This window comes from Adonisia turfae CCMR0081, assembly GCF_011009555.1.
In the GTDB taxonomy this organism is placed as follows: Bacteria; Cyanobacteriota; Cyanobacteriia; order Phormidesmidales; family Phormidesmidaceae; genus Leptothoe; species Leptothoe turfae.
The window spans coordinates 5,073,765-5,096,670 of sequence record NZ_QXHD01000004.1; the positions used below are offsets into that span (position 1 = coordinate 5,073,765).

Below are 22,906 nucleotides of genomic sequence, written 5' to 3' on the forward strand. Positions count from 1 at the left end.
TGGTCTTAGTTAACTTAAAGGCATTGAGATGCATGGCCAATCATCCAAGGACGCCCCCCTTTGGAGCTTTGATTAGTGGGCGACGGTGGTACATCTTGGCGCTTAACAAACCGAGGTTCAGCGGAGTGACTCACTCGACTTAAACTGCCTGTATTGAGACTGATGTTAGGTGCTGTAAAAACTCGGGTGGCAATCACACCACAGCCAGGGCAGGGCAGGGGTATTTTCACCTCAGCCATCTTTCGCCACACATCAAAGGGGCCACAGTCGGCACACTTATAATCGTAAAGTGGCATATATTTTTCTCCTTGCTAAACTGGCAAAATAGGTTGGTCAAAGATTTCCGTCGGAATCGCTAACGTACAACAGGCATTAGGAATATCAACAATGCCACTGACTCGACCTTCTACAGGGGCGCAACTTAACAATAAATAGGCCTGCTCACCTGTAAAACCAAACTTTTTCAGATATTCAATCGCATTCAAACAAGCACGGCGATAGGCAATATGCACATCCATGTAATATTGTTTACCTGAATACTCATCGACAGAAATACCTTCAAACACCAGGTATTCTGAATAGTGAGGTTCGACTGGACCTGGCTTAAAAATGGGGTTAACCATGCCATACTTGTCCATGCCACCCTTGATAATATCCACATGTAGGTCGATAAACCCAGACATCTCAATGGCTCCACAGAAAGAAATCTCTCCATCCCCTTGGGAAAAGTGAATATCTCCCATGGAGAGTTTGGCACCCTCCACATATACCGGGAAGTATATGCGGGTGCCTCTAGAGAGATTCTTAATATCGCAGTTTCCCCCATGTTCTCGGGGTGGAACCGTACGAGCTGCTTCTGCAGCAATTCGATCAAACTCTGCGGCTGATACAGTGCCTAAAATGGCATTGTTTGGATTCGGCAAGGCTGCCAACACTGGCTGATCGCCCGATAGCCCAGTACCGTAGGTACGTAAATCGGGGGCAGTATTAACCAATTCTGCCTCTCGCTTATTCCATGTAGCCAACAACTCATGGGATGGCGCACAACCAATCAAACCTGGGTGGGTAATCCCGGCAAATTTTACCCCTGGAATATGGCGAGATGTGGTGTAAATCCCCTGGAAGTCCCAAATCGCTTTAGCAGCTTCAGGATAATGGTCCGTTAGAAAACCACCGCCATTGTTCTTGGCAAAAATGCCAGTAAATCCCCACTCATCTCCTTGCAGTGCCCCAATGTCGACCAAATCTACCACCAGGATATCCCCTGGCTCTGCGCCATTGACCCAAATAGGACCACTGAGCACATGTACGACTGTTAAATCAACATCTCGAATATCGTCAGGGCTATCATTATCTTTGATTTGCCCATCTGTCCAGTCTTTACACTCAATCCGAAACACATCCCCAGGATTGACAGAAACAACGGCTGGAATGTCTGGATGCCAGCGATTATGGCCCGGCAATTCTTGTTCTGACATGGATTTTGTCAGATCCACCTTAAACAATGTTTGAGGCATATTGTTGACTTCCCTGATAAACGAGGTAGACGTAAATTTTGGATCAGTTAGTTAGCGGACTCATGGATCCACTCAACATTTAGTATTGGGTATTCGATATTTCGTTCTGGCGTAATTACGTACTCTGACACTAGCTTTTATCACTTTACTCAGTATGTAACAATCGCTACTCTAGACAAGATTTTTCTGTTACGTTTCTGATGTAAAAATTGAGCTGCTTTAAGAAGCATATGGCAACTACCAACGGATCTGTAGCGGTTGATCTGTTGTTAAAATTGAGCCGGCCATCGCTCAACGTTAGAAATTATAAGGGCTTTAGATTACTGAGCCCATTGTTTATTGAAGACCGTGATGTTTTATACGGCTAGTTGTTCAAGCCTTGATGAGCCTCACTATCCGGAGTTCTATGCTGTGATCTGAGACACAACCCAAGAAAAATTGATGGTTATATTAAAACAGAGTTGGGACTGCTCCTCACATGTGTCTGTATTAACCATGCTGGCATAGAGTGGCTCCAAACGGCTAACATGCTTTATTGCAAACTCTCTATGTCTAACCCAATATCTGGTCGATAGAACACTCTATCAACTAACCCCCTATCTCTAAACCGAAGTCCTCCATAAGTCTTATTGATTATGGGGGACTTCTTATTTGTAATGACGCAGGTACAAGTGATTATCCTCAGACTCTTTTAGTGCTGTTACCTGGGAATAAATTTGGCAGATTGTCATCAATCAAGGTGAATAAAACCTTCATCGTCTATATCTCCAAATTCAGTAGAATTACTCTCGATATCTTCTTATTTCATAGTCTGGGCAACTTTTTTTTCAGCCAGTCAGCTATCTCTCCTTAACCTGACGTCCAGCTTCAAGTTCCTCACTGGGATGTAGCACCACCTGTTCTCCATCCCTTAATCCCTCCGTCACCTCAGCCGCCATAGTGCTGCGGTGGTCAATGTTAATCTCACGGGGCTGGGCCTGATTATCTTCCACAACAAACACACACCAGCTCTCACCGCAGCGATAAAGTGCGCTAACTGGCACTTGTAAGATATTTTTGTCTGCCCATGTGACAATCTGGGCTTCAATGCGATACCGATCCCCCAAAGGATTGGCTGTAGGTTCAGTCAACGTGCCAATAACATTGACCCGTTGTTCTTCTACGCCCAGGGCAGACACTTCGGTAAAGGCCGCAGGTTCAATATAGCTGACGGTAGCTGCCAGTGGCTTGGGGCCACCCCATTGATCAACAATAATCTGATCGCCAGGTTCAATCTGCACTGCGTCTGTAGACAGCACATCAATCTCCAACTCCAAATCACCTGGGTTTCCTAACTCTAGTAAGGGGTCTCCGGCTTGAACAAAACGAGCACTCTCATCGGGTACCCGTAGCACCGAGCCACTAATGGGGGCCGAGATTGTTGTGCGTTGTGCCTCATCCACCAGGTTGGCTAGCTCTGCCTCCACCCCAGCTATTTGGGCGCGGTAGGCATCTTCTAAATAATCAGGGTCGCGTTGTTCTTCTCGCAGCAACGCTAGGGCTTCCTGGGCAGCTGTCACATTTGCGATCGCACTGCCCAACCGTTTCTCATCGGCTGCCAGTTCCTGTGTCAGACGATCTTCTTCTAGTTCAGCCGTCTCTCTGGCCTGACGAGAGATGGCACCCCGTGTTTCTAAATCTTGGGCCCGGTTGCGATCGCGACGTGCCTGCTCCAGCTCCACCCGAGTCTCTTCCACCTCTGCGGCGGCAGCCTGTTGTGTTGCCTGGGCCGCCTGTAGTCGAGCAGACGCCTGGGCCAAAGCTTCTGCCTTAGGTCGCTGGGTATCCACCCCCACCAGCTCAGCCTGCAACTCCTGCAATCGTGCTTGGGCCGTCTGTACTTTACTATCTAGGGGCAATGGATCAAGCTGTGCAACAACAGCATTGGCCTCCACCAGATCCCCTGCTTCTAGATCGATTCGCCGTAAGCGTCCATCCACAGGTGCTGAGACCACATATCGATCTTTAACCCGCGTTTCTCCCTCAGCATCAATAGTCACCTGCAACGGACCAGTTGTCACGGTTCCTATATCCACGGGAATGGGGGTAGGTCGAAAGGCGAGACCCACCAGAACAGTAATACCTACACCAGCTAGACCATAGGGCAACCAGCGAGGCAAACGAAGTTGCCGTCGGGTCGCAGGAGTCGACGGATCCTTGGGCTTCCGTCGAAACAAGTTTTTGACCGTTTGTTTCTGGGCCTGAGTCATAGTGAGATCTCCTTAGGCAGAGGAACTTGATGAGTGGTTTTGAGGAGTGTTAGTGGACAACCGACCCCGTTGCCATCCCAGGAGGGAAGCAAGTTTTAGCTTTTATATAAGAGTACTGCATTGATTTTTGCTCCAAGAATTAGTGGTTAATAATAAACCTTTCCCCCCGGTATCCTCTGCTGCCCCTATCTCCTGTGCGCTCTTTTCATAACTTCTATTACTCTCTTGTTTTTAAAACAGCAATCAAATCCAGTCGATTCAGCTGCCGTCGAATCAGTAAGCCAGAAGCCAACGCTGCCGCCATAATCACGACAAAAGCAAAGGCATAGGTGGCTGGAGTAATCACCAAAGGAAAGCGAAACAGCTCCCAGTCATAAATCTCAGTCATCAGTGCCGCCATACCAAAGCCCAGAGCAAACCCGATGGGAATTGATAGCGTTAATAGCACCGCCTGTTCTCCTAATAAGATGAACGCAATTTCACCTTTGGTAAATCCAATGATCCGCAGGGTGGCCAGTTCCCGTTCTCGTTCTGATAAAGCAATGCGGGCGGCATTGTACACCACCCCAAAGGCAATGACCGACGCGAACCCTACCAATACCATGGTAAATCCTGCCATGCTCCTGGTGAGAATGTCGTTGAACTGATCAATGGTGGTTTGACGCATGGCGACGCTGGCCACGGCAGGAGTTTGTTTAAGCTCGGCATAAAGCTGCTGTTGTTCGTGTTCATCCACCTGTAAATAGGCACCGGAAAGGGTAAATCCTTCTCGCATTAAGCGATTGAGGGCATGGATATCCATGTAGGCGGAAATGCCCACCAGCTCGTCAAAGATGCCGGTGACTGGCACGGTGCGCGTGGGACGCTCTCCTTCTAACACCTCCACTGTGATTTGGTCTCCCAGGTGGGCCTGTAAAATGTCCGCCAGCTTTGTGGATAAAACAACTCCCTCAGGCGGTAATGTTACTGGCCGCTGCTCGCGGTCCAGCAGGCGACGGAGTTCGCTACCGGGCTCCACACCATTGATGCCGCTGAGTTTTTGATAGTGACCAAAGCGCAGCCGAGCGGGCACCGTGCGAAAGGGTTCGGCCCGTAATACCCCTGGCAAGCTGTAAAGGTCAAACTGGGCGCGGCTCGATAGGGGATTGTTAAAGACCAGGGTAATGTCTTCTCGCTGAATGGTGCGAAACTGGATATCCACAAGGGCATCCATGGCGTCGGTGAAAAAACGGCCCAGTACCAGGATTGCGATCGCAACCGCAATGCCCACCACCGACAACAATCCCTGCACCGGACGTCGCTCCAAATTCCGGAGAATAATGCGGCTAGGTGCAGAAAACCACCGCTGTAGGCCCAGTTTCTCCACTAATGTAGGCCGATACGTGGCCGGAGGTTCAGGCCGCATGGCTTCAGCTGGTGGAAGCGACACCGCGCGCTGCACCGCCAGAAACGCCCCTAATATTGCTGCACCACCACTGACCAATAGCGCCGTCACCAGTACCGATGGTCGCACCTCATATTGCAGCACCGGAAAGTGATAAAAATCCGCATACAAGCGGGTCATACCTTGCCCCATCCACCAACCCAGACCGCTGCCTAGAACGACACCTAGCAACACCACGATCAGTACGAGTTTTAGATAGTGCAGCCCCACCGCAAAGTTGTCATAGCCAAACGCTTTCATCACTGCAATTTGGTCTCGCTGGGTGCTCACTAACCGACTGAGCAACAGATTTAACAAAAAAGCGGCAATTCCTAGAAAAATGCTAGGTATAAAGACAGCATGGGCCGACAGCTGACGAATCTCATCGGAAATAAAGGTATGGGAAATTTGATCTTCTCGACCAAAGGCCCCTAATCCACCATAGGTTTCCAACTGCTGGTCTAGCTGAAAGATCACCTCGGCTTCACTGGCACCTGGCATCAGCCTTAAGCTGACATCGTTAAAGGCCCCATCCATGTCAAACGCTGTTGCCAGGGCCTCCTGCTGCATCCAGAGAATGCCAAAGCGTTGGTTATCAGGAACAATTTCCGTGCCCCGAATCTCATAGATATACTCCGGCGATAGGGCAACACCAACGATCCGTAGGGTTTGCCAGCGCCCATTGAGAATTGCCCCAACCGTGTCGTTGAGTTCCAGGTGATTGGCCTCAGCAAAGACTTCACTGGCCAGCACCTCATCCCCTCGTTCTGGATAGCGCCCTTTGCGAATAAACAGATCGTTGAGCATTGGGGTGGGGTGCTCAGGAATCGAGATTAATCGTCCGGTAGCCGGTTCCGCCAGGCCCTCCACGGACAGGGTGACATCCTGGACCACGCGCGTTTGCACAACCCCCACCCCCGGAATTTGCTCAAACCGGGCGGTCAGGCTTTTGGGGGCACGCTTTAGCTGGACAAATACATCGGCAAACCGGTACTGGTCGTAGTAGGTATCCTGGGTGAGCTGTAGTGACCCGTGGGTGCTCATCATGGTGATCAGATTGGCCATGCCACAGGTGACAATCAGGACAATTGCCAGCACCTGCCCTTGCATACGCAGGAGATCTCGAAATAGTTTACGGTCTAAGGCTTTCAGTGCCATATCCCCTCACCACTCCAACTCCGCCGGAGACGCTTTCTGTTCATTTCGTTTAATATCGGCAATGTTGCCACTGCGCATGTGGACGATGCGATCTGCCATGGCGGCAATGCCCGCATTGTGGGTGATTACAGCCGTTGTGGTGCCAAATTCTTGGTTGACTCGTTCCAGGGTCTCTAATACTCGCTTGCCAGTCTTGAAATCTAAGGCTCCGGTGGGTTCATCGCAGAGGAGAACTTCGGGACGTTTGGCAATGGCACGGGCGATCGCAACCCGCTGTTGTTCTCCCCCCGACAGCTGCGCCGGAAAGTGATCCAACCGATCGGCTAAACCGACTAGCTCTAGGGCATCTTCCGGTTTCATGGGATGGCGAGCAATATCTGTCACCAGGGCCACATTCTCCCTGGCTGTCAGGCTGGGAATCAGGTTATAAAACTGAAACACAAACCCCACCGACTGGCGGCGAAATCGAGTCAGAGACTGTTCATTAGCTTTATTCATGGCCTGGTTGCGAAAATAAACCTGGCCACCGGAGGGGACATCTAAACCGCCCAAAATATTTAACAGTGTCGACTTGCCGCTACCTGATGGTCCCAGTAGTACGACAAACTCTCCCTCGTAAAGGTCTAAATCCACTGACTCCAGTGCATGCACCTTGACCTCGCCCATTACATAGACCTTACTGACCTGCTCCATATGAAAGACGGCAGGAGGCATCATGGATGCTGGATTTGACGTTGAATTTGCCACCATACTGGCTATTAGTAAACAAGGAATTATTTCTATCGGCAGTTACTCAAATTAAATAAACGTAAAAATGCGTCACTGTTACTCTTGTGGTGATCTTAGACAAAAAACTTGAGGAATTTGTGAGGGGTGTAACAACACGTTAATGAGATCGCACCGGACATGATTGCCGTCAGCTCGATGCTTAGTTGCGATCGCACACCCTAGGGCAGCCTCAATCCTCACAATATCCTCAGAATGCTTGATTAACCTATCCATGGCTTAATTACAGTTAAAAACCACCATGAATATTGAACAGGAAACTAGAGCCGCTAACACTCAAAAGCGTCAGCATGCAGAGCAGTTAGACGAAAAGATGTTAAATCGAGCAGTAGAAAGTTTGGATACTGAGGATTCAGTGGCTGCTGAAGAACGTGAACATGTTACACAACAACGCCAGACAACCGAGCATTTAAAGGAAACAATGCTGAGTCGTGCAGAAGAGACCCTAGAAAAGTCAGATAGTGATGCAGGGAGATTTGAGTTAGGTGGGTAATTAGGGCTCAGGAGATAGTAATTCAGTAATGGGCGATAACTGCACGAGGAGACAGGCCTGTCTCGCCACGGGGATCATACTCATAAGTTCCTCAAATCAGCTGTTTACACTCAAAGTATGTGGCATTAGGCCCTGAACGATATGGCTGCAAATGCTTCGGGATCAAGCCTGTAAACATCATCACTTATCCGTGCAATGCTATGCAAAACCGTACCCCTCCTCGTTCATCTCCACCCAAAGACAATCCAACCGGTTGGAGGCCTGCGCTAATTAATCTCAGCTGGCTTATGGTCTGGCTGCTAATTATGGTATTTACGATGACTCGTATGCCAGAACGCCCTGAGGCAGTTCCCTACAGTGAATTCCTCACCCAGGTTGAAAGCGGTCAGGTCGCCACCGTAAAAATCAGCGAACATGAAATTGAATATACGCTCATACCCGTTGATACATCTCTCAACGATGAAGCGGCTACTCAACCAGAGGTGGCAACGACAACGCCCTTACCCGCCGACCCAGATTTATCTCGCATCCTACGACAACATGACGTTGAGATTACGGCCTTACCAACCAATGGTCGCTGGGTAGGGGGTCTCTGGAGCCTATTATTTCCACTATTGATAGTGTGGATACTATGGGGAAGCTTTGCCAATAGAATGCAAGCAGGCCCCGCAGCCCTCAGTGTTGGTAAAAGCAAAGCACGCATATATTCCCAAAGTGGGAATAGCGTTACCTTTGACGATGTGGCTGGCGTAGACGAGGCTAAGGCCGAACTCCAAGAAATTGTTGATTTTCTAAAGGATTCAAAAAAATATACTCGCCTGGGGGCCAAAATTCCCAAGGGAGTTTTATTAGTAGGCCCGCCAGGAACCGGTAAAACGTTGCTGGCACGAGCCATTGCTGGAGAAGCCGGAGTGCCCTTTTTCAGTATTTCAGCATCAGAATTTATTGAAATGTTCGTGGGTGTCGGGGCCTCACGGGTAAGAGATTTGTTTGAGCAGGCTAAACAACAAGCCCCTTGTATTGTATTTATCGACGAACTAGATGCTTTAGGTAAATCGCGGACTGCCAATGGCCCTTTCGCTAGCAATGATGAACGGGAACAAACATTAAATCAGCTTTTGGCGGAGATGGATGGCTTTGAACCCAATGCGGGTGTGATTCTGCTGGCAGCCACTAACCGCCCTGAGGTGTTAGATCCAGCGCTGTTAAGGGCAGGTCGATTTGATCGTCGTATTGTCGTGGATCGCCCTGATCGCCAGGGACGAAAAGCCATTCTAGATGTTCATGCTAAGACGGTGCAGCTGTCAGATGATGTTGTGTTATCTAAGCTAGCAGCCCGTACCCCCGGTTTTGCTGGGGCGGATTTAGCCAACTTAATCAATGAAGCAGCCTTATTAGCTGCTCGCAAAAACCGTGAAGCTGTAACAATGGCTGATTTTAATGAAGCCATTGAGCGAATGTTAACCGGGCTTGAGAAAAAGTCACGGATCCTTAGCGAGCTAGAGAAGCAAACAGTGGCCTACCATGAAGCTGGACACGCGATCATCGGTGCCCTAATGCCCGGCACTGGGAGCATTGAGAAGATTTCAATTGTACCTAGAGGTGTGGCTGCTCTGGGGTATACACTCCAGCTACCAGAGGACGATCGGTTCTTAATGATGGAAGATGAGATTCGAGGCCAATTGATGATGCTATTGGGGGGACGTGCCGCCGAAGAATTGATTTTCAACAAGGTTTCCACTGGGGCCAGTGATGATATCCAAAAGGCAACAGACTTAGCCGAACGCTGTATCACGCTTTATGGCATGAGCAAAACCCTAGGTCCCATGGCTGTAGAACGTAACCAAGCACAATTTTTAGACGGATTTGGACAGCCTCGTCGCCCCATTAGTCCTCATCTGGCGGAGACTATTGATGGTGAAATCAAAGAGCTAATTGATCATGCTTATCAAATGGCCACTGCGCTCTTAGCGAGGAACCAAGCAGTCTTAGAACGAATTGCCCAAAAACTGCTGACGGCGGAGAGCCTTGAAGGTGACACTCTGAAAACATTATTGGCTGATATTCAACCATTGACCGATGTGCACGCTTGGCTAAATCCAGGCCATCAGGGGTTGCAGCCATATCTACAAAAAGAACGACACTATGAAACGACCTATTAGCTCGGAGTCACACCCTAGTTTTTCTCAACGCAGTTATTCATATGAATAGCCTTGATACCCCGTAACCAGGCGACTGCCATCCTTGAAGACATGGACTTCTATTTGATCACTGGCCCATGTAATGCGATTGGCTAGGTCCGGATTAAAGATCCGTACTTGTTGATTGCGAGATGAGACCGGTGAAGTGGGTTCATTGATGGCTAGGGATTCAACATATGGACCATCAATGAGAATATCCAACTGTTTTAACAGTGCCTGGGAACCTTCAGGGGCATCAGTTTTCTGTAATTCGTCTAATGTAAACCCGCTAAACGACATGACGTTTAACCCATGTTTTTTAACCTGTCGGGCTACTTCTGCCAGGGCGGTTGCTTGCCAAAAGGGTTCACCCCCTGAGAACGTCACCCCTTCGTTTTCAGGATCATTCAGGATACGGCTGACCAGTTCATCAATGGATACTATCTGGTTAGGTTCAAAAGACCAGGAGGCCGGATTAAAACATCCTGGACATTCTCGTAAGCAGCCCTGGACCCATACCACGGCCCGACGACCTGGACCGTTGACTTCAGAGCGATTTACATACCCCATAATATTGAGGTGATTGGGCGGTATAGTTGTATCTTTCTCGGCTAGTGGCATCGTATTTCTCCTAGTTACTGGATATGGTCAATCGAGCAGTTATGAAAAAATCCCCCTTGCGGGGGATATGGAGGTTCATAGAAGAGGAGGTAGCCGATGAACAAGTCAATGATTAGACAGTTACTGAAGACACGAGTTCAGTAGATACTGTCGGTGACCGATGATGGTATTCTGTACGGCCAAGTGTATCCTGGCGAGTAATCAAGTCAAAGACATGTTCGCCAATGGCTGCTTTCACCAGAGGCTCTAGCTCATTAACAATATTACAATCCAGTCGAAATGCTACATTTGCTTCGTCAACAATTTTTCGTACTAGACTCATCTCAATGGGCAATGAGTTTAAAGCATCTCTGTATTGCCCCTTAAAAGCCCGTCGAGCTTCCACAGTAGAGATATCGTCAAAGATATCGTCAAATTCATAAAAGGCTGTTCCATAGCCTTCCGGTAGTTGTAGCGCAGAACGGATAATGGCCTTTAGAGCTTGCCCACCGGAGAGATCACCCATATAGCGCACATAGGCATGGGCAACCAATAAGGATGGATTCTGGTTAGCCACCTGATGAATGCGTTCTATGTAATGGAGACCGGCTGAGGATGCCATAATCCCACCACGCCAATTTTTGCCATAGTAAAAAGCAAGGTCTTTTTCTAATTGTGGCACTCGCTCTAAGGAAGGGAAATACAGGGTACCCACGACAGAATGATGGGCATGCCGTCGCATTTCCTCTTCTAGAGCACTGTAAATAAAGTATAGGTTAGCGATTAGATGACGGAAGGGGTCCCTTTCAACAACACCTTTGAGAAAGCATTTCATAAATGCTGTGTTTTCTGCCAGTGCATGAGACTTCTGTGTCCCTTCCCGCAACTGCATAGCTAAGTTGTGGTTCATGGTATACCCTCAATGATTGCTGCATCGAGCTGGCTGTGGAGCCTAAAAGAAGAAAAAAGGCAAGAAATAATGCTGATTGGAGCATAGGCACGAATTAGGAGCCCTCCTTGTGACGTGCATACCTCTAAGTAGTTGGAGATACTCATTGATATTTCTTGCCAGAAAACTTGTCAGATAACTTAGAAAATATCAAGATGTTGAGGCCCAGCCCACCCAGTCTTGGGATTTGAGAAGGAGGCCCGATAGCTCTGCTTCTGGCGTCTCAGGTGTGGGCCCATAACCATATTGCCAATGTGTGAAGGGGAGAAGCGACATCTGCATTTGCCTGCGGTAGATTGGCTTAAAAACTCATGGCTAAAAACATTAGGCTTAGCTTTAATTACTATATAGCGATTAAACGATTACTGGATCCCTATTTTCAAAACTTTACGCTTTATGGTAAGTCTTAAATTCTAGAAAAACGGCATGGAATCTTTAGTATTGCTTCGTTTTGCTGAGTTGCAGCTCTAACCTATGGATGAGTCTGCCGTATATCCCTTTGGGCTGACCGGCTGATGGCTTACAAAATATGATGCCTGTGGCGGCATGGATGCACTATATAATGGTATTTATACCTAGAAAGTTATTAATAGATGTTTGCGGGAGAGCGGCGGCGGCTGTCCTTGCTCTCTCCCATAGCCTCAGTGTCTATGGGAGAGAGCGTACGTTAAAAAGTCCTTGGTTAGCCATGGGGCTGACCATCGGGCATGATGGCATGGTAGAGATTTGCCTGATGCAGTATTGCACCCGTTAGGTCAGCCCCTTTTAGATTGGCCTCTTTCAAGTTCACGCCTGTCAAATCAGCATAGCTAAGATCAGCCCCTTGCAGGTTGGCCTCACTGAGATCGGAGGGAAATCCTCCAGGGCGATAGTCTTTGCCTAATTTAGCGCGACACAGCTTCGCTTGGGCTAAATTGGCCCCCCGTAAAATGGCACCGCTTAAAAATGCATAGCTTAAATCAGCCCCACTCAAATTAGACTGTCCTAGATCCGTTCTCTGGTCAGAATTAGAGCGCAAATCGGCATCCAACAGACAAGCATTAGCAAGATTTGCATCGCTGAGATTAGCTCCACAAAGGCTGGCTTTGATAAGATTTGCCTTTTCTAAGTTGGCCTGCGTTAATAGGGCACTGCTTAAGTCACTTTCTCGTAGCTGTGCCTGCTTTAAATTAGCACTGCGAAGATCGCTACCCCAAAGAATCGATTCGCTTAAGTTACAATTTTCAAAATTTACACGACAGAAGTGCGTTCGACCTAAGCGAGACTGCCGTAAATCAGATTGACTAAAGTTTGCATCACTTAAATCAAGCTGAAGTAGCTCTAACTCTAAGAGTGTTAACCCAGAAAAATCACGCTCGCCAGCCTCATAGGCCTTTAGCAGTTCTTTATTATTCATTAAACCTGTAAGGGGACTCTGATAGATTTATATCTATTCTATGCCTTTAAATGAAGATTAGATTGTTTTTGGGGTATCAATTCAGATTTATCGATATTTTCGATGGATGGGGCCAAGAATTTGATTAAGTCGCCGCAGTTCATCGGATGAGCCCATGACAATTACCAAATCTCCAGAACAAAGTAAAGTATCACCATTGGGGCCAACAATGAGTGAGCTATCCGCACGACGAATTGCCAGGATCAAAGCTCCAGATTTTACTCTTAACTGGGCCTCTTCTAGGGTTCTGCCAATTTGAGGACAGTGTTTTGGAGAAATCAGAAACTCTTCTATATAAACAGTGCGATCTGCTCCGGTGAGAATACCATCTAAAAAGTCAACCACCTGGGGACGAATAGCCGCAGCCGCCATTCGTTTGCCTCCTGTAATATAAGGAGAAACCACCACATCTGCGCCACCGCGCTGGAGTTTTTGGACAGCTTCTTCAGTACTGGCCCTAGCAATGGTGCGAATGCCGGGGGCCAGAGTTTTGGCTGAGAGGACGGCATATAGATTCTCGGCATCGGATGGGAGCGCGGCCACCAAACCATGGGCTCGGTCGATACCCACATGAAAGAGAACCTGGTCTAGGGTAGCATCCCCTTGAAAGGTGATGAATCCCATCTGCTGAGCGGCTTGTACAGATGCTTCATGGGAATCAACCACAATGAAGGGGATAGCCTCGAACGCAAATTCTGTTGCGACTTGCCGACCTGTGCGGCCAAACCCACAGATAATATAATGACCTGCCAAAGATTTCATAAGTTTACGCCGTTGTCTCAAACGAATACCGGCTTGTAGGTGACCTTGAATTAGAGCCTCTGTAAAACAATTTAAGATATAGGCGATGACAACAACGCCCATTAAAATTAAGATAATAGTAAATAGTCTACCTCTGGCCCCTAACGGTTGAATTTCTGCAAACCCTACCGTTGCCAGGGTAATGACAGACATATAGGTCGCATCTAGCCAGGTCCAGCCCTCAATCACCCGGTACCAAAGCACGCCTGATAAGACAACACAGCCTAGTGCGATCGCACCTCCCAATAAATGTCGCCGTGTCCGTTGATAGGTTTCTTCAATAAATGCATCCGACAGGGATGAGCGGGGTAAACGCGCTGGCATAAAGCTTTTTTTACTTAATTTAACCAGCCTAAACTAAGAGCTGCAACCCATAAGGTCCTAACAATCCACGCACATTTCTATCATCACGATGCATTTTTTCTATCAAATTTGGGACGACCTTAGCTTGATGAAGATTCTCTCATAAATCAAGAGAGAATCTAGTCTATTAACTTGTTGTCTTGAAAAGATGCTCAACAATCAAAAAAAGTTGTTCCACCCCACTATCCCGCACTAAACATTTTTCAGATCTTTGACAATTTAGGCCCCCAGATTTTGCGAGAGTACCAGGTCAATTCTGTTGAAACATTCAAACTCATTGGCAGTTTGACCATCGTACTGCTGCTCAAGAGTAAAGAACACTTCGGGAGCAACTGAATACAGTCTGGTTGTGTAAGTGAGTGGTGAGTAGGAATAATCTAGTACGTTGGGTCATACATGGGGCGGTGGAACGATCCTACCCATAGGCGTCATTAGTTACACGCTGCGCTTAACTAATCACCCAATTCCCCCATCACCCAATTCCCCCATCACTCATCCACAACCCAAAGCTGGGGCTCTATTTTTGTGCAATCCCCATTACGGCAACTCCTTAACCCATTGCCCTGTTGATGGTTTTGAACTAAACCACTGATGTTCACGCTCAACATATAAAATATGCTAGCGAGATACACAAATATCACTTTTCCAGGAGAATAAATGAAATACCACTCCACCCGTGGTCAAGCCCCCGTTCTTGATTTCGCCGATGTAGTCCTCACCGGTCTAGCCAGAGACGGTGGTCTATATGTGCCAGAGAGCTATCCACAGTTCTCCGTAGAGCAATGGCGACAACTACGCGGCAAGCCCTACCAAGTGGTGGCGTACGAAGTAATGAAGCCCTTTGTCGGCGATGCCATCCAGCCAGATGCACTCAAAACGCTGATTGATGAAGCCTATGCAGGCTTCCACCACAAAGCAATTGCCCCCATCAAGCAACTAGACACCAACCATTTTCTACTGGAACTATTCCACGGCCCAACGCTAGCATTCAAAGACTACGCACTACAGTTTCTCGGTAAGCTATTCGACCACCTGTTACAAGAACGAGGCGAACGCGTTACCATCCTTGGTGCAACCTCTGGAGACACTGGCTCCGCTGCCATTGAAGCCTGCCGCGACAAAGATACCATTGACATCTTTATTCTCCATCCCCACAATCGCACCTCCGAGATTCAGCGTAAGCAAATGACGACGGTGCTCTCGACAAACGTCCATAACATTGCACTAAACGCACCATTTGATGATTGCCAGACAATTGTCAAGGAGCTATTTAACGATTTAGACTTTCGCGACAAATATAAACTGTCAGCAGTAAACTCCATCAATTGGGCGCGCATCATGGCGCAGGTCGTCTACTACGTGTATGCCGCACTGAATCTAGGTGCCCCTGAGCGCACCCTATCCTTTGCCGTACCCACCGGTAACTTTGGCAATGTATTCGCTGCCTATGTCGCAAAGCGTATGGGATTGCCCATTAGTAAACTAGCCATAGGGACCAACAAAAACGATATTCTGGCCCGCTTCTTCGATTCTGGCAAAATGAGCACCGATGCCGTTTCCCCATCCATCGCACCCAGTATGGATATCCAAATATCCAGCAATTTTGAGCGGCTACTGTTTCATACCTATGGAAATGACGCAGACCATGTCATGAAAACCATGGCTGAGTTTAAGAAAACCGGCATTTTTAGCGTATCGCCCGATGTGCTGACAGAATTGCGCAAAACCTTTGCCGGTAGACGATTTGATGATGACAGTATCGCTCAAATCATTCAGAAAATCTACCACGCCACGGGTGAGCTGATTGATCCCCACACGGCCATTGCCTGCGCCCCCGACTTATTGCAGGAGTTACCCAATGATGCCGTCCATGTTTCCCTCGCCTGCGCCCACCCAGCTAAATTCCCCGATGCCATTAAGGGGGCCGTAGATGTTTTCCCCCATCTGCCCGACTTCCTCAGTGATTTGTTTGAGCGAGAAGAGCAATTTACGGTGCTAGACAATGACCGGGCAACCGTCAAAGCGTTTGTAGAAGAAACGTTGGGAGCAAGATAAGGGGTAACAGTTTAAATCGGGACGTTTTCCAAAAAGAGGAATCAGGGGTTAGAATCTAGCCCCTTACTGACTTCTGATACGCAATCAGGATTGATAGCCTTCGGTATCGAAGGGCATCCACAAGGGAATGCTCCTACAGGATTGTCCATTTTTAATCGGATTTTGGGTGCGACCTGACAGGTCAGCGTTGGCGCGATCGCACCCAAAATCCCAGCAGGCAAATTCCGCTGTACAGGCCTACTCAAAGCCGGGCTCGCACCCCGACATCGAGCCGCTAGGATCATCCCATTGCCATGCGGCAAACCAAATACAACCTCTGGAGCCGAGACCCCGAAACCCGATGGCGGCCCGTCGCTGTAAGCTAGGCACCAACTTGCTCACCTATCCCCCCCTGGAGCATGGCTTTAACCGATAGTTACGCTATCGTTGAGCCTTAGCCGAAGCTTACTTAATAAGCTCTATGGAATACAACGAACAAGAGCACCTTTTAGGATATGTCTCACAGCATTGTACATCCGTAATGACAACAGCTGAATTGGCGGCACTGTCACACTTCCGCCTTAGGAAAAAAGCCCAACTCTATGGTGGAAAAATAGCCACTACTCTAGAACAAAAAAGTCAAGTAACTGCACCCAACGCTTTAGCATTGATTGAGCTGGGCGAGCAAGCTTTTTCAGAATTATTGCGCGATCGCATTGTCAGAGAATATCCTACCTTGTTAAATCGATGCCCCAATTGCGCAAAAGTACCCCGTACCCCCACAGCCAAGCAATGCCCATGGTGTTTTCATAGTTGGCGTCACCTAGAGCCCTACGGAGGTTAAGTTGATGCAGATTCCGTCCAATAGCGTCCTCATTATTATTGATGTGCAAAAGGCTATTGATCATTCCAGTTGGGGACGACGCAATAATCAACAAGCTGAGGCAAATATTGCAAAACTGCTAAGTGCCTGGCGGGCTACTCAGCGTCCAATTGTTCATGTTCGTCATCTTTCAACTGATCCTAACTCCACCTACCGTCCAGGACAGCAAGGGTGCGATTTTAAAGATATTGTGATTCCTAACCGTGGTGAAAAGATTGTTAGCAAACACGTAAATTGTGCCTTTATTGGTACCGATTTAGAACAGTGGCTAAGACAAAATAACTATCAGACCCTAATAGTCACAGGGGTCATCACAAACAATTCCGTTGAGGCAACTGTTAGAGTTGCAGGTAACCTTAATTTTGATACCTATGTTGTTTCAGATGCCACAGCGACGTTTGACAAGCTCGATTTAGAGCAAAATCTGCACCCAGCTGAGCGAGTACACGCCCTTGCCTTAGCCAATATGCATCAAGAGTACGCAACAGTAGTCGACACCCCCACCATACTAGATAGCATATAGTGCTTGTTGTTTGAAATCTTCCATACAATCAATCGCTAAAAGTTTCGTTATAATCAAATAAATGTTATTAGCAATAGCTAGTGAGTATTATCGAAAATTAAAATCGATAATATCAGGAGGATGTCATGGCGGGAGCAGCTATCAATGAATCTCAGAAGGGCTTTTTAGAGCAGATAATGCAAAAGGCTAATTTCCCCGACATCTATGATGCTCGTGACACCACTGTTGTTGTGTTTCGAACCATGCGTGACATGATGACGACTGAAGCATCTGATCGTATTGAGGCGGCCTTTAGCAATCAAGAGATTGCTAAGCTCTGGCGAGACGACAATCCGATTGTGAGATTGATTAGTCGATTGCGCCCCCCACTTAAAATTGACTCCGAAATCTTTATGCGTCGCATTACCCAAGAAGGCAGTGTGCCCAAAGATGTTACTCCGCAGGGTGTGACTATCGCTGTTTTTTCAACCGTAAGAAATGAACTGCCCGCAGACATTGTGCAAGAAATTTCCGGTTACCTCCCAGACGGAGTTAAGGTTTTGTGGGAACAGCTGTAGGCCCCTAAAATCGGGCCTCGCCGCCTGCCCTTTGTCTTGCACTAGTTCTCTCCTTTTACAAAAGAACAAAACCATGGTTTAACATCTCTGTAGATTTTATCAGAGCAACCCTTTAGCCAGATACTTTTGATGTAGAAACACCTTCTGAATCTGCATGGGAACTGATAATTTGATTGCATATATCAATACACTCATTGCAAATGTAAGCAGGTATTGCATCTAATGCTGACCCCGCAATCAGTAAATTAACTTCAGTCTGACTCTTGCCACAAAAGGAGCAGCAAAATTTTGTGGGTATCTGAGCAGCATGATTAGTAGACATTATTTTATTCTCCAGATTTAAAACAGATTGGGGCTGTAGCAGTGATAATTTTTCTTTGAGTTGATGACGTGATTTATGCAACCGTCCTTTGACAGCACCCACTGAAATATTTAAGTGCTCCGCCACTTCTTTTAAGCTGAGTTGCTCTTCATAGAACAGCAGCGTGGCTAATCGATTTTTTTCAGATAGTTGATCAACTGCACTCAGAACACTAATACGCAACTCCTCTTGTTCGACAATTTTCTGAGGAGAGGCTGAACTACCAATCAATGGCTCATACATTAGCTTTTGAACCATGGTTTCAAGGGAAAAACAGATAACTTTATGGCGTTTGAGGTGATTGCGGCAGATGTTTAACACAATGCCGTAAAGCCAGCTCTTAAAACGGGTTGGCTCCCGCAGCTTCTCTAGAGACAGATAGGCCTGTAACATGGCCTCTTGCACTAACTCTTGAGCTAAATCATCATTGCCCACTAAACGTTTTGCCAGACGTTGGGCCATCGGTTGGTAACGCAATACCAACTGACCGAATGCGGCCTTATTTCCCTGCCGTACTAGAAAAATTAATTCCTGATCGTTTTCCTCAGGCATGTCTGTTCTATAACACTAACTGGCTAATAAATAGTGGCAGGGTAGTCCAAAAAGGTTACTTCGCCATGGCCAGTGAGTTGCCAAATCGAATGAAATATTTAGTTAGGAGGATAAGGCAGTTAGTGGTAAGTTTTTATGGATTTTGATGTGTTTGAATCAAAGCTCTAGTCAGCACGTCGAGAGTAGCAGCCCATTTGTTGATAGCCCAATGACTGTTCTGAATCAGCCTAATCCCAAAAGTCATGGACTAAAGCTAGGATGCTTGGGGTGTGCTGGCATGCTTGCAATTATCATCGGCCTCGGCAGTCTATGGCTCTTGGCTCCTAACTGGGTCGAAAACCATAACCCGTTCATGCAGCAACATATGATCGATGTGGCCTGGGAATGGGGAAATTTTGCGCCTATCCCACCCGAGGCGACGGATTTGCAGATTATGACGTCGGGTAGCTCATTTTCTAGAACCTTTAGGGGCTCATTTTCCGCTGAGCGTTCGATTCTAGAAAAGTGGATTCAAGACTCGCCAGGATTGAATTTAGACGAAGGGACCCGATTGGAGTCGGGCAAATTTCGCTATACCATTAGCCCCAACGGTGGAGCTGGCTTTGGCTCAGTCGATCTTGATCCCCAAGGCAATATGATTTATTTCACGGTCTCATGGAGTTAATCGAGGGCTCTAGCATCCAGTGATGGAGATGGTGCGCTTTTGTAACAGTCGTCAACCCAGTCTGGGCGATAGGCGATGGCCTGGCCAAGTACCCAGGAGCTGATCCACTTTGCCAAGGTTATCCCAATGATTACTCTACGTCCTGCCACATCTGACGATTTAGCTGTACTGCGTCACTGGGACGAACAGCCCCATGTAATCGCCTCCGATCCTGATGATGACTGGCAGTGGGAGATAGAACTCAGCCGCTCACCGACCTGGCGTGAGCAGTTGATTGCTGAACTAGATGGGCGACCCATTGGCTGTATTCAGATTATTGATCCAGCCCTGGAAGAGAGTCACTATTGGGGCGATGTGCCTGCCAATTTGAGGGCTATCGACCTTTGGATTGGTGCGGCTTCTGACCTGGGCAAAGGCTATGGAACGCAGATGATGCGTCTGGCACTGACCCGCTGTTTTACCGACTCAGCTGTGGTGGCTGTGCTGATTGATCCATTGGTTAGCAATACCCGAGCCCACCGTTTTTATGAACGGCTAGGCTTTCAGCAAATTGAGCGTCGTCAGTTTGGAGGCAGTGACTGTTTTGTTTATCGCCTCAATCGAGAGGGTTGGGACAGTTTGAATCGGGATTAGTGTTCGAGTTATGTTAGCCTCACTAACGCTGCCATCAGAAAGGATAGATAAGCAAGAATTATGCAATTGGTAATAGCTATCGTATCGGGGCTAATTACATTGTTGGCATCGTCCTTAATCGCGGTTTATCAATCCCGTACTGAATTCCGCAAGCTGACGAAACAATTAGAACAGACCTACACAACGTCACTCTTTGACAAACGCTTAGAGGTCTATCCTGTTCTGTTTAAGGCCCTGAATCAGCTCAACCATAAAATTGAATATAGTTCGCCCGACAAACAACAGCTCATCGAATTTCAACGCCAATATGATGAGTGGATTTCTGCCCATGCCATTTTGCTAACACCCACGACAGCTAAGGTGATTTGGGGATATCACAACTATCTTATTGAGCTACTAGAAGAAAATTACGAAGGTTCCATCCCTCTGGAACAATGGATCGAAATACGAAATATTCAGATTGTTATTGGTAAATTTTTACGGGCAGAAATTGGCGTGTTTGATACCACAGCAGCCGGCATTCCTGAACTGGAGAGACCCCATGTTAAAGCCATTATCGATCAGCTACAGCGGAGTTCTCAAAAGATTCGTAATCGCTTTGGCTATTGAGCCATTGGTGAGCACAGTGTACCTGGGGGATATATCAGAATTCAAACTGATTTGAATCAGATCTAAGATGCTTGTATCACAGTTCTGTTTCACTCGAACCCACCATGATGAAATCCTGGCTCCGCCCCCCTCGCCTCTGGGTAGGTGAGACCGCAGACGAACAGCACCGCGACGAACAGCACCGCCATGCTACTTGGCTAGAGCTATTTTACGATCTGGTGTTTGTGGTAGCCATTTCTCAGCTGGCACACAAACTCAGTGTAGATGTTTCAGTCTATGGATTTCTAAGTTTTGCAGCCCTGTTTGTGCCCCTATGGTGGGTCTGGATTGGCACAACTTTCTATGCCAACCGGTTTGATAATGACGATGTGGTCCGGCGTATTTTAATGGGGCTGCAAATGCTGGCGGTGGCGGCCCTGGCCGTCAATGTGCACCATGGCCTGGATGACAGTTCCAGTAGCTTTGCCCTGGCCTATGTTGCGTCTAGACTGATGTTGGTGCTGGAATACCTCTGGGCTGGCTGGCATATTCCGCAAGCGCGAGGTTTAACGAATCGCTACGCTGTGGGGTTTAGTGTAGGCGCACTGCTATGGCTAATTTCGGCCTTTGTACCGCTGTCGCTTCGCTTCGTTCTATGGACAGTTGGCCTGGCGGTGGATTTTATCACACCCATGTTAGCGAGGACCATGGTGCAACAGCTGCCGCCACATCCGGAGCACCTGCCTGAGCGTTTTGGTTTGTTTACCATCATTGTGTTGGGCGAGGCTATTATTGCGGTGGTCAACGGCGTGTCTGAGATGCATTGGGAGTTTGCCAGTACGCTATGTGCGATCGCAGGTTTCACCATCGCCTTTTCTCTCTGGTGGCTATACTTTGAAAATGTGTCCGGCTCTGCCCTAGAAACTGCCCGCACCTCTGGCCGCGTCCAGATTTTACAGCTGTGGCTTTATATCCATTTACCCCTGGTGATTGGATTAGCAGCAACCGGGATCGGTGTGGAAATCGGCTGGCCATGCTGGAGTTTTAGCCACTCCAGAACGATGGCTGTTGTGTGGTTCAGTAGCACTTTGTTATGGCTCATTGGCCGTACTACATCGCATGGGGGTGATTTTCATGTGTAAGGCCCGAACCCGCCATCGATTAGTGGGTATGGCCGCTATGCTAGGTGTAGGACTAGTGGGGACTGAGCTCTCCGCCATGGGGGTAATGAGTTTTGTTGCCCTGATGGGAATTGTGCAAGTGGGGCTTGATCTCTATCAGGGTAAACCTGCGTCCTTAAAGGCAGCGTAGGATGTTGGGGCACACAGAATGCAGGGATGCCTCGCCGTGCATCCCGACGGGGTATTTGTTATTAGGGCATACATGTCGTGAACACAGACAAGGTTATGGTCATTACTGGAGGCAGCCGTGGCATTGGGGCGGCAACGGCGTCTTTAGCCGCAGAACGTGGCTATGCGGTGTGTGTAAACTATCGTCGGAACCATCAGGCGGCAAATGCGGTTGTTGAGAAGATTCGACAACAAGGGGGTAAGGGAGTTGCGATCGCAGCTGACATCGCAATAGAAGCCGAGGTGATCGCCCTCTTCAATGCAGTAGATCATCAGCTAGGTACAATCACAGCCCTGGTCAACAATGCAGGAATTTTAGAACAACAAACCCGCGTAGAGAATCTAGATGCCGCCCGCCTCAATCGAGTTTTGGCAACCAATGTCACCGGGGCATTTCTATGTGCCCGAGAAGCCATCAAACGCATGTCTACCAAGCGCGGTGGCCCAGGAGGGGCCATTGTCAATATCTCTTCAGTCGCCGCCCGTCTAGGGGCGGCAGGTGAATATGTAGATTACGCTGCATCTAAAGGGGCGATAGATGCTATGACCCTAGGGTTGGCTAAAGAAGTAGCCGCAGAAGGGATTCGAGTCAATGCCGTGCGTCCAGGATTTATTTATACGGACATTCATGGCGATGGTGGCGAGCCAGGACGTGTGGATCGAGTGAAAGAATTTTTACCCATGAAACGGGGTGGGAAAGCGGTGGAAGTGGCCCAGGCTATCCTGTGGCTGTTATCAAACGAAGCATCCTATACAACCGGTACGTTTATTGAAGTTGCTGGGGGAAGATAGCTCTGCCCCCTTGTAA

General features: G+C 48.0%; 24 protein-coding genes. 13 read left to right on the forward strand and 11 right to left on the reverse strand.

Annotated features, from left to right (window positions below):
* Positions 1-14: 14 nt before the first annotated feature.
* The 6 genes from DXZ20_RS25785 to DXZ20_RS25810 form a co-directional block, all read right to left on the reverse strand.
* Complete coding sequence (locus DXZ20_RS25785) at positions 15-296, reverse strand: FmdB family zinc ribbon protein (RefSeq protein WP_163701949.1); 282 nt, start codon at positions 294-296, stop codon at positions 15-17.
* Between the two features lie 15 nt (positions 297-311).
* Positions 312-1,517 carry a formamidase gene (gene fmdA, locus DXZ20_RS25790; RefSeq protein ID WP_163659192.1) on the reverse strand — a complete coding sequence of 402 codons (1,206 nt, stop codon included), beginning with the start codon at positions 1,515-1,517 and terminating at the stop codon, positions 312-314.
* An 839-nt stretch (positions 1,518-2,356) separates the two neighbouring features.
* Entirely contained in the window at positions 2,357-3,766 is a 1,410-nt protein-coding gene (locus tag DXZ20_RS25795; RefSeq protein ID WP_163701951.1) for an efflux RND transporter periplasmic adaptor subunit, read from the reverse strand.
* 217 nt (positions 3,767-3,983) lie between these two features.
* Complete coding sequence (locus DXZ20_RS25800; RefSeq protein ID WP_250565930.1) at positions 3,984-6,347, reverse strand: ABC transporter permease; 2,364 nt, start codon at positions 6,345-6,347, stop codon at positions 3,984-3,986.
* Between the two features lie 6 nt (positions 6,348-6,353).
* Positions 6,354-7,097 carry an ABC transporter ATP-binding protein gene (locus DXZ20_RS25805; protein ID WP_163659194.1) on the reverse strand — a complete coding sequence of 248 codons (744 nt, stop codon included), beginning with the start codon at positions 7,095-7,097 and terminating at the stop codon, positions 6,354-6,356.
* Between the two features lie 75 nt (positions 7,098-7,172).
* The gene (locus DXZ20_RS25810; protein WP_163701953.1) at positions 7,173-7,349 is read right to left on the reverse strand and encodes a hypothetical protein; all 177 of its coding nucleotides are present in this window, start codon (positions 7,347-7,349) and stop codon (positions 7,173-7,175) included.
* Positions 7,350-7,374: 25 nt separating this feature from the next.
* On the opposite strand from DXZ20_RS25810, the gene DXZ20_RS25815 reads away from it, so the two are divergent.
* The gene (locus DXZ20_RS25815) at positions 7,375-7,626 is read left to right on the forward strand and encodes a hypothetical protein (protein ID WP_163659196.1); all 252 of its coding nucleotides are present in this window, start codon (positions 7,375-7,377) and stop codon (positions 7,624-7,626) included.
* A 200-nt stretch (positions 7,627-7,826) separates the two neighbouring features.
* Positions 7,827-9,788 carry an ATP-dependent zinc metalloprotease FtsH gene (gene ftsH / locus DXZ20_RS25820; RefSeq protein ID WP_163701954.1) on the forward strand — a complete coding sequence of 654 codons (1,962 nt, stop codon included), beginning with the start codon at positions 7,827-7,829 and terminating at the stop codon, positions 9,786-9,788.
* A 33-nt stretch (positions 9,789-9,821) separates the two neighbouring features.
* On the opposite strand, the gene DXZ20_RS25825 is transcribed toward ftsH, so the two are convergent.
* From DXZ20_RS25825 to DXZ20_RS25840, 4 genes are all read right to left on the reverse strand, one after another.
* Complete coding sequence (locus DXZ20_RS25825) at positions 9,822-10,427, reverse strand: 4Fe-4S single cluster domain-containing protein (RefSeq protein ID WP_163701956.1); 606 nt, start codon at positions 10,425-10,427, stop codon at positions 9,822-9,824.
* Positions 10,428-10,539: 112 nt separating this feature from the next.
* A complete protein-coding gene (locus tag DXZ20_RS25830) occupies positions 10,540-11,316 on the reverse strand; it encodes a biliverdin-producing heme oxygenase (protein ID WP_163701958.1) in 777 nt (258 codons plus the stop codon).
* A 721-nt stretch (positions 11,317-12,037) separates the two neighbouring features.
* The gene (gene hetL / locus DXZ20_RS25835; RefSeq protein WP_163701960.1) at positions 12,038-12,751 is read right to left on the reverse strand and encodes a heterocyst differentiation pentapeptide repeat protein HetL; all 714 of its coding nucleotides are present in this window, start codon (positions 12,749-12,751) and stop codon (positions 12,038-12,040) included.
* Positions 12,752-12,838: 87 nt separating this feature from the next.
* Entirely contained in the window at positions 12,839-13,915 is a 1,077-nt protein-coding gene (locus DXZ20_RS25840; protein WP_250564632.1) for a potassium channel family protein, read from the reverse strand.
* Positions 13,916-14,611: 696 nt separating this feature from the next.
* Here DXZ20_RS25840 and thrC point away from each other — a divergent pair.
* The 5 genes from thrC to DXZ20_RS25865 all read left to right on the forward strand — a co-directional run bounded on the left by thrC (position 14,612) and on the right by DXZ20_RS25865 (position 17,951).
* Positions 14,612-16,009 carry a threonine synthase gene (thrC, locus tag DXZ20_RS25845; RefSeq protein WP_163701962.1) on the forward strand — a complete coding sequence of 466 codons (1,398 nt, stop codon included), beginning with the start codon at positions 14,612-14,614 and terminating at the stop codon, positions 16,007-16,009.
* A gap of 127 nt (positions 16,010-16,136) precedes the next feature.
* The gene (locus tag DXZ20_RS25850) at positions 16,137-16,424 is read left to right on the forward strand and encodes a hypothetical protein (RefSeq protein WP_163701964.1); all 288 of its coding nucleotides are present in this window, start codon (positions 16,137-16,139) and stop codon (positions 16,422-16,424) included.
* A gap of 105 nt (positions 16,425-16,529) precedes the next feature.
* Complete coding sequence (locus DXZ20_RS25855; protein WP_163701966.1) at positions 16,530-16,832, forward strand: hypothetical protein; 303 nt, start codon at positions 16,530-16,532, stop codon at positions 16,830-16,832.
* Between the two features lie 4 nt (positions 16,833-16,836).
* Positions 16,837-17,394, forward strand: coding sequence for a cysteine hydrolase family protein (locus tag DXZ20_RS25860; protein WP_163701967.1), 558 nt, complete (start codon positions 16,837-16,839; stop codon positions 17,392-17,394).
* A gap of 125 nt (positions 17,395-17,519) precedes the next feature.
* A complete protein-coding gene (locus tag DXZ20_RS25865) occupies positions 17,520-17,951 on the forward strand; it encodes a DUF2267 domain-containing protein (protein ID WP_163701970.1) in 432 nt (143 codons plus the stop codon).
* 112 nt (positions 17,952-18,063) lie between these two features.
* On the opposite strand, the gene DXZ20_RS38340 is transcribed toward DXZ20_RS25865, so the two are convergent.
* A complete protein-coding gene (locus DXZ20_RS38340) occupies positions 18,064-18,864 on the reverse strand; it encodes a sigma-70 family RNA polymerase sigma factor (RefSeq protein ID WP_163701972.1) in 801 nt (266 codons plus the stop codon).
* Between the two features lie 208 nt (positions 18,865-19,072).
* Between DXZ20_RS38340 and DXZ20_RS25875 the strand changes: the two genes are divergently transcribed.
* From DXZ20_RS25875 to DXZ20_RS25900, 6 genes are all read left to right on the forward strand, one after another.
* Positions 19,073-19,528: a hypothetical protein gene (locus DXZ20_RS25875; RefSeq protein WP_163701974.1), complete on the forward strand. Its 456-nt coding sequence runs from the start codon at positions 19,073-19,075 to the stop codon at positions 19,526-19,528.
* Positions 19,529-19,654: 126 nt separating this feature from the next.
* The gene (locus tag DXZ20_RS25880) at positions 19,655-20,161 is read left to right on the forward strand and encodes a GNAT family N-acetyltransferase (protein WP_163703619.1); all 507 of its coding nucleotides are present in this window, start codon (positions 19,655-19,657) and stop codon (positions 20,159-20,161) included.
* A 60-nt stretch (positions 20,162-20,221) separates the two neighbouring features.
* Positions 20,222-20,770 (forward strand): hypothetical protein, encoded by a 549-nt coding sequence (locus tag DXZ20_RS25885; RefSeq protein ID WP_163659208.1) that lies wholly within the window; start codon positions 20,222-20,224, stop codon positions 20,768-20,770.
* A gap of 104 nt (positions 20,771-20,874) precedes the next feature.
* On the forward strand, positions 20,875-21,891 hold the full coding sequence (locus DXZ20_RS25890) for a low temperature requirement protein A (RefSeq protein ID WP_163701976.1): 1,017 nt from the start codon (positions 20,875-20,877) through the stop codon (positions 21,889-21,891).
* Positions 21,884-22,060, forward strand: coding sequence for a hypothetical protein (locus DXZ20_RS25895; protein ID WP_163701978.1), 177 nt, complete (start codon positions 21,884-21,886; stop codon positions 22,058-22,060). The genes DXZ20_RS25890 and DXZ20_RS25895 overlap by 8 nt, the downstream gene beginning before the upstream one ends.
* A gap of 95 nt (positions 22,061-22,155) precedes the next feature.
* Entirely contained in the window at positions 22,156-22,890 is a 735-nt protein-coding gene (locus tag DXZ20_RS25900; protein ID WP_163703620.1) for an SDR family oxidoreductase, read from the forward strand.
* Positions 22,891-22,906: the final 16 nt, after the last annotated feature.

What these genes read in the sequence shown, in the direction of transcription:
- DXZ20_RS25890 (WP_163701976.1), top strand. Translation starts at nt 20,875, where the DNA reads ATGATGAAATCCTGGCTCCGCCCCCCTCGCCTCTGGGTAGGTGAGACC.
- DXZ20_RS25785 (WP_163701949.1), bottom strand. Translation starts at nt 296, where the DNA reads ATGCCACTTTACGATTATAAGTGTGCCGACTGTGGCCCCTTTGATGTG.
- DXZ20_RS25875 (WP_163701974.1), top strand. Translation starts at nt 19,073, where the DNA reads ATGACTGTTCTGAATCAGCCTAATCCCAAAAGTCATGGACTAAAGCTA.
- DXZ20_RS25860 (WP_163701967.1), top strand. Translation starts at nt 16,837, where the DNA reads ATGCAGATTCCGTCCAATAGCGTCCTCATTATTATTGATGTGCAAAAG.
- DXZ20_RS25900 (WP_163703620.1), top strand. Translation starts at nt 22,156, where the DNA reads ATGGTCATTACTGGAGGCAGCCGTGGCATTGGGGCGGCAACGGCGTCT.
- DXZ20_RS25825 (WP_163701956.1), bottom strand. Translation starts at nt 10,427, where the DNA reads ATGCCACTAGCCGAGAAAGATACAACTATACCGCCCAATCACCTCAAT.
- DXZ20_RS25810 (WP_163701953.1), bottom strand. Translation starts at nt 7,349, where the DNA reads ATGGATAGGTTAATCAAGCATTCTGAGGATATTGTGAGGATTGAGGCT.
- DXZ20_RS25840 (WP_250564632.1), bottom strand. Translation starts at nt 13,915, where the DNA reads ATGCCAGCGCGTTTACCCCGCTCATCCCTGTCGGATGCATTTATTGAA.
- DXZ20_RS25855 (WP_163701966.1), top strand. Translation starts at nt 16,530, where the DNA reads ATGACAACAGCTGAATTGGCGGCACTGTCACACTTCCGCCTTAGGAAA.
- DXZ20_RS25805 (WP_163659194.1), bottom strand. Translation starts at nt 7,097, where the DNA reads ATGGTGGCAAATTCAACGTCAAATCCAGCATCCATGATGCCTCCTGCC.
- ftsH (WP_163701954.1), top strand. Translation starts at nt 7,827, where the DNA reads ATGCAAAACCGTACCCCTCCTCGTTCATCTCCACCCAAAGACAATCCA.
- DXZ20_RS25880 (WP_163703619.1), top strand. Translation starts at nt 19,655, where the DNA reads ATGATTACTCTACGTCCTGCCACATCTGACGATTTAGCTGTACTGCGT.
- DXZ20_RS25885 (WP_163659208.1), top strand. Translation starts at nt 20,222, where the DNA reads ATGCAATTGGTAATAGCTATCGTATCGGGGCTAATTACATTGTTGGCA.
- thrC (WP_163701962.1), top strand. Translation starts at nt 14,612, where the DNA reads ATGAAATACCACTCCACCCGTGGTCAAGCCCCCGTTCTTGATTTCGCC.
- DXZ20_RS25815 (WP_163659196.1), top strand. Translation starts at nt 7,375, where the DNA reads ATGAATATTGAACAGGAAACTAGAGCCGCTAACACTCAAAAGCGTCAG.
- hetL (WP_163701960.1), bottom strand. Translation starts at nt 12,751, where the DNA reads ATGAATAATAAAGAACTGCTAAAGGCCTATGAGGCTGGCGAGCGTGAT.
- fmdA (WP_163659192.1), bottom strand. Translation starts at nt 1,517, where the DNA reads ATGCCTCAAACATTGTTTAAGGTGGATCTGACAAAATCCATGTCAGAA.
- DXZ20_RS25795 (WP_163701951.1), bottom strand. Translation starts at nt 3,766, where the DNA reads ATGACTCAGGCCCAGAAACAAACGGTCAAAAACTTGTTTCGACGGAAG.
- DXZ20_RS25830 (WP_163701958.1), bottom strand. Translation starts at nt 11,316, where the DNA reads ATGAACCACAACTTAGCTATGCAGTTGCGGGAAGGGACACAGAAGTCT.
- DXZ20_RS25895 (WP_163701978.1), top strand. Translation starts at nt 21,884, where the DNA reads ATGTGTAAGGCCCGAACCCGCCATCGATTAGTGGGTATGGCCGCTATG.
- DXZ20_RS25850 (WP_163701964.1), top strand. Translation starts at nt 16,137, where the DNA reads ATGCTCCTACAGGATTGTCCATTTTTAATCGGATTTTGGGTGCGACCT.
- DXZ20_RS25865 (WP_163701970.1), top strand. Translation starts at nt 17,520, where the DNA reads ATGGCGGGAGCAGCTATCAATGAATCTCAGAAGGGCTTTTTAGAGCAG.
- DXZ20_RS38340 (WP_163701972.1), bottom strand. Translation starts at nt 18,864, where the DNA reads ATGCCTGAGGAAAACGATCAGGAATTAATTTTTCTAGTACGGCAGGGA.
- DXZ20_RS25800 (WP_250565930.1), bottom strand. Translation starts at nt 6,347, where the DNA reads ATGGCACTGAAAGCCTTAGACCGTAAACTATTTCGAGATCTCCTGCGT.